The sequence below is a fragment of the Amycolatopsis sp. NPDC004079 genome, from assembly GCF_040610415.1.
Taxonomy (GTDB): domain Bacteria; phylum Actinomycetota; class Actinomycetes; order Mycobacteriales; family Pseudonocardiaceae; genus Amycolatopsis; species Amycolatopsis halotolerans.
The window spans coordinates 1-5,320 of the sequence record NZ_JBEXMH010000150.1; the positions used below are offsets into that span (position 1 = coordinate 1).

At 68.9% G+C, this 5,320-nt stretch carries 5 protein-coding genes; all 5 read right to left on the reverse strand.

Annotation, left to right across the window (positions count from 1 at the left end; genetic code table 11):
* Positions 1–267: 267 nt before the first annotated feature.
* Complete coding sequence (locus ABZX37_RS49205) at positions 268–1,020, reverse strand: SDR family NAD(P)-dependent oxidoreductase (RefSeq protein WP_354751248.1); 753 nt, start codon at positions 1,018–1,020, stop codon at positions 268–270.
* A gap of 8 nt (positions 1,021–1,028) precedes the next feature.
* Positions 1,029–1,853 (reverse strand): alpha/beta fold hydrolase, encoded by an 825-nt coding sequence (locus ABZX37_RS49210; protein WP_354751249.1) that lies wholly within the window; start codon positions 1,851–1,853, stop codon positions 1,029–1,031.
* Between the two features lie 67 nt (positions 1,854–1,920).
* Positions 1,921–3,039, reverse strand: coding sequence for an epoxide hydrolase family protein (locus ABZX37_RS49215; RefSeq protein ID WP_354751250.1), 1,119 nt, complete (start codon positions 3,037–3,039; stop codon positions 1,921–1,923).
* 2 nt (positions 3,040–3,041) lie between these two features.
* A complete protein-coding gene (locus tag ABZX37_RS49220) occupies positions 3,042–4,253 on the reverse strand; it encodes a DUF6596 domain-containing protein (protein ID WP_354751251.1) in 1,212 nt (403 codons plus the stop codon).
* 47 nt (positions 4,254–4,300) lie between these two features.
* Positions 4,301–4,690, reverse strand: coding sequence for a YciI family protein (locus ABZX37_RS49225; protein ID WP_354751252.1), 390 nt, complete (start codon positions 4,688–4,690; stop codon positions 4,301–4,303).
* Between the last annotated feature and the right edge of the window lie 630 nt (positions 4,691–5,320).

The following is a 5,320-nucleotide window of genomic DNA, read 5'->3' on the forward strand; positions in this document are numbered from 1 at the left end:
ATTGTGCTGACGGTTCGGGGGTGCTTGTCAAGGCGGGAAAGATGCCTTGACAAGCACCCCCGAACCGCAGGGAGGCTTCGTATCGGGGTGCGGGGGAGGGGCTGGGTGCCTCGATCGTGGGTGCATCGGCGGCGGTTGGGTGGTGGTCCGTGAAGGGCTCCTTGAGGGAATCTGGTTCCGTGAGGGGCCCCTTGAGGGAATGTCGGTCCGTGAGGGGAACCCTGAGGGACTCTGAGTTCGTGAGGGTTCCCCTCACGAACGGCGGGCTCAGGAGTTGCGGTCGATGTTCAGTGCGGAGAACGTCTGCACCACCGGCATCAGTTCGATGACGTTGATGTTCACGTGTTGTGGCTGGGAGCTGGCCCAGAACACCGACTCGGCGACGTCGTCCGCGGTCAGGGGCGTGGTTCCGGCGTAGACGCCTGCTGCCTTGTCCTGGTCGCCGCCGAAGCGGACGGTCGAGAATTCTGTGCCGCCGACCAGGCCTGGCTCGACGTTTGTCACTCGGACGCCGGTGCCGCGCAGGTCGGAGCGCAGGTTGAGGCTGAACTGGTGGACGAACGCCTTGGTCGCGCCGTAGACGTTCGCGCCGGGGTAGGCGTAGCTGCCCGCGACGGAGCCGATGTTGATCACGTGGCCGGCGCCGCGTTCGACCATGCCGGGCAGCACCGCGCGGGTCAGGTGGACGAGACCGGTCACGTTGGTCTCGATCATCTGGTCCCAGTCGTCCAGTTTCGCCTCGTGCGCGGGTTCGAGACCCTTCGCGAGGCCGGCGTTGTTGACCAGGATGTCGACCTTCGCCCACTCCTCGGGCAGTTCCGCGACGACGTCTGCGACCGCGGCTGCGTCGCGGACGTCCAGCACCAGCGGGTAAACCGCGTCGCCGAGTTCGTCCGCGAGGGTCTTCAGCCGGTCGCCGCTGCGGGCCGCGGCGACGACTCGCGCGCCTTCCGCGACGAACCGGCGCGTGATCGCGGCACCGAATCCGGCGCTCGCGCCGGTCACCAATACGGTCTTCATGGAGTGCGTCACCGTTCTTCTGCGTGGTCCGGCCGGACCTGGTCCAGGAAGCGGCCGAACACGTCGTTGAACTCGGCCGCGCGTTCCAGGTTAGGCAGGTGTCCCGCGTCGTCCAGCACCACCAGCTCCGAGGCGGGCACGAGCTGGTGCAGCAGCCGTGCGTCGGCGACGGGAGTGAACTCGTCCTCGCTGCCCACGACGACCAGCGTCGGCACGGTGACCTGCTTGAGGGAATCGCGGTAGTCCGGTCGTTTCGCCCGTGCTCGGAGTGCTGCCGCCGCCCCTGTTGCCGGTGCGTCGCACATCATCTTTTGGACGTGTGCGGCCACTTCGGGCTTAGAACGGAGCGTGCCGGGCGACACCATCTTCGGCAGCAGCTCGTCGGCGTACGCGGTCATGCCTTCCGCAAGCACCCGGTCCGCGGCCTGGTTGCGGATCACCTTTCCTTCGGCGGTCTCGGGCTCGGCGAACGTGTCGGCGAGCAGCAGCGCGGCAATGCGCTGCGGGTAATCCCGGACGGTCTGCATCACGATCTGCCCGCCCATCGACAGCCCGCCCAGCGCGAACCGGCCGAGCCCGAGGTGGTCGGCCAGCCCGATCAGATCCTCGGCGAAGTCCTCGAGCCCGCTGACCGCCGGGCCGGTGCTTTCCCCGTATCCCCTCAGGTCAGGAACCACGACCCGGTGCCCGTTTCGCGCGAGGTGCTCAGCCTGCGGACCCCACATGGACCGGTCGAACGGGTGCCCGTGCACGAGAAGCACCGGGATCTTCGGCTGCGCCCCCAGGTCGCCGTAGGCGATCCGGGCACCCGAGGGGAGAAGGACTTTCTGCATGTCCCCGACGCTAATCGGGGCGATTTCTCAGTGCAATAAGGCGCAATGTAGTCGGAGCAATGTTTTTCTAGCGCAGCTTCGCGAAGAACGCGCGGACGTCGCCTGCCCACAACTCCGGCACCTCCTGCGCCGCATAATGCCCGCCGCGGTCGTACTCGTTCCACGACACGAGGTTCCGGTGATGCTCGGTGAACACGCGGATCGACGGCAGGTCGCCGGGGAACTGCGCGACCCCGAGCGGCACCGGGTCGCGGCCCTCGGCGGGCGTCTCCCGGCTTTCGTCGGCGTAGATCCGGATCGCCGAACCCGCGGTGCCGGTCAGCCAGTGGATCGTGACGTGGGTGAGGATCCCGTCGGCGTCGAGACCGTGGTCGTGCATCGCCTGCGCGTTCCAGCCGAGCAGACCGACCGGGGAGTCGGACAACGCGTGCGCGAGAGTTTGCGGCTGCTGCGCCTGGACGACGCCGTAGGACGCTTCGTGGGTGAAGTAGTGCTGGAACGCGTCCCACGCGGCTTTGTCCTTAGCGGACAGTTCGGCAATCCACTGTGGATCGTCGTCGGGCGGCGGATCCCAGGTCTGCGTCACGTGCGCGCCGATCACCTGCTCCGGCGCGACGCGACCGACCTCCGGCGCGATCCCCGAACCCCAGTCGTTGCCCGCCGTCCCGTACCGCTGGTAGCCGAGCCGGCGCATCAACTCCGCCCACGCCCGCGCGATCCGCTGCGGACCCCAGCCGGCGTCGGCCGTCGGACCGGAGAACCCGAACCCGGGCAGCGACGGAAGCACGACGTCGAACGCGATCGACGGGTCAAGCCCGTGCGCGCGAGGGTCGCTCAACGGTCCGACCGCGGCCAGGTACTCCGCCGCCGACCCGGGCCAGCCGTGGCTGAGGATCAACGGGATCGCGTCCGGCTCCGGCGAACGGGCGTGCAGGAAGTGGACATTGCTGCCGTCGATCGTCGTCGTGAACTGCGGATATTCGTTGAACCGCCGTTCCCAGGCCCGCCAGTCGTAGTGGTGCCGCCAGTGCTCGGCCAGCTCGCGCACCCGGCCGACGCTGACGCCGTAACCTTGGTCTCCGCCGATTGGCTCGGGCGCCCACTTCGTCCGATCGAGCCGCTCTCGCAGATCGACCAGGTCCGCTTCCGGGACCTCGAGTCGATACGGCCGGATCTCGTCAGTCATGCTCAGCTCCTTCGGAGAGCCGCCGGGCGCGGGCGTTGAGATACCGCACCTGACGGATGTTGGTAGCGAGCTCGGCCGCGCGCAGGTAAGCGCTCCGGGCTGCTTCGCGGTCGCCCGCCTTTTCCAGAAGATGTGCCCGCGCCGCATAGAATCGCCGGTCGCGGTTGTCCAGCGCCGCAAGCAGTTCGAGCCCCGCCGCCGGCCCGTCCGCCATCCCGACCGCGACGGCGTGGCTCACCTTCGCGACCGGACTCGCCGAAACCTTGAGCAGCAGCCGGTAAAGCGCGACGATCTGCCGCCAGTCGGTCTCCTCCGCGGCGGGTGCCTCGTCGTGGACCGCCGCGATCCGCCGCCTGCAGCTGATACGGCCCGACCGGCCCGCGCGGCAACGCCGCCGTCACCAGCTCCACCCCGCGCCGGATCGAGTCGGCCTTCCACTGTGTCCGGTCCTGCTCGTGCAGCGGAACCAGCTCGCCCTGCTCGGTGACCCGCGCTGGGGATCGGGCGTCGGTCAGCAACATCAACGCGAGCAGACCTGCCGCCTCGCTGTCGTCGGGCAGCAGCGCGGCGGTCATCTCCGCCAGCCGGATCGCCTCCGCGACCAGGTCGCCGCGGTGCAAGTCCGGTCCTGACGTCGCCGAGTAGCCCTCGGTGAAAATCAGGTAGAGGACATGCAGGACCGCGTCGAGCCGCTCGCGCCGCGCCTCCTCCGGCGGCATCCGGAACGGGACGCCGCTGTCCTGGACGGTCCGCTTGGCCCGGGAAATCCGGCGGGTCATCGAGTCCTCGGAGGTCAGGAACGCGCGCGCGATCTCCGCGGTCGTGAGCCCGCCGACGGCCCTGAGCGTGAGTGCGATCTGCGACGCTGCCGTGAGCGCCGGATGGCAGCAGAGCAGGAGCAGGATCAACGTGTCGTCGGCGTCGCCTTGGTGTTCGCCGACATCCTCCCGGGCTGCCCGGACTTCCCGCTCCCGTCTCGCCTGTTCGGCCCGGAGCAGGTCGATCAGCTTTCGGCTCGCTACCTGGAGCAGCCAGCCGAAGGGGCGCTCGGGGATCCCCGACTCCGGCCACTGCTGGGAGGCTTTGAGCAGGGCTTCTTGGACAGCGTCCTCGGCCGGGTCGAACCGCCCGTAGCGGCGGACCAGCGCGCCCAGCACCTGCGGGGCGAGGATGCGCAGGGTGCCGTTGACCGTGGCCTCGGATTCGTCGGTCATCTCTGCCGCCTTGGTCGGTTGTCTGGTTACGGCGCGTCCCGACCAGGTCAGAGTTCGCTCTCGGCACCCATCACCGGCCGGACCACGACTCCGGCCTCGGACAACCGGCCCGGTGCCTTGAGCAGCCCGGCCGCGATGTCGGTCGCCCGGTCGAAACTGGCGCAGTCGACCATCCAGTACCCGGCGATGACCTCCTCGGTCTCGCCGAACGGCCCGTCGGTGACGACCGGAACCCCGTCCCGCAGATCGAGGCGGCGGGCGAGTACGGGGGCGGTGAGCCCCTGCGTCTCGATCAGCTCGCCCGATTCGGCCAGCGCCCCGGTGTACCCGGCGAGGAACTCGTCGATCGCCGCCAGCTCCGCCGGGGTAGCGCCGTCCTTGCCGCCGAGGTGGTCGTAGTCCTGCTGGTTGCCGTAGGCCAGGATCAGGTACTTCATCGGGTGCTCCCTCTCGGTCGGGTCTGCTCTCGTGACCGGCGCTTGGCCGCCGGTCGGGGAAAGAACGAAGCTGCCTGCCCGGGACCGGACATCGCCTCGACGTCCGTTCTCGTGACCCGGGTCACTCGCTGGTCGCTTTGGAGCTCATGGTGCACCTGGCAGAACGCTCCCGCTGCCGATGCGCCCCCTGTCGTCTCCGCAGCTTCTCCCGCCGAACCGATCCGCTGCTGGCCCCTTCTCGACACCGCACCCGGTCGCGGCGCTCATCTCGACCCGCCGCTCTTGATGCCTCGGCCGGTCCGTATTGGGGAGCGAGGGGACCACTCGCTCCCACTATTCGCCGATAACGCGCGGCCCGTTCCTCCGGATCGCGGCATCCGCGAGCCGATAAGCCACCGGATTCGCCGTGCTCTGCTCCGCCGACTCCGGGCCCGGCACCCCGCCAGATCGGCCGCCACGGGGCTATTCGGCCGGTTGACCTGCGAAGATTGTATTAAGGGACCCCCCTGTTTCGGGCCGTTTTGAGCCGTGTAATGTTCTCCAAGTCGCCAGGGAAACCGGGTGGCCGCCGGGACACGAACCAAGCTCTCGCCTCTAGGGTGATTGAGTGGGTGTCCCACCAAAAACTGC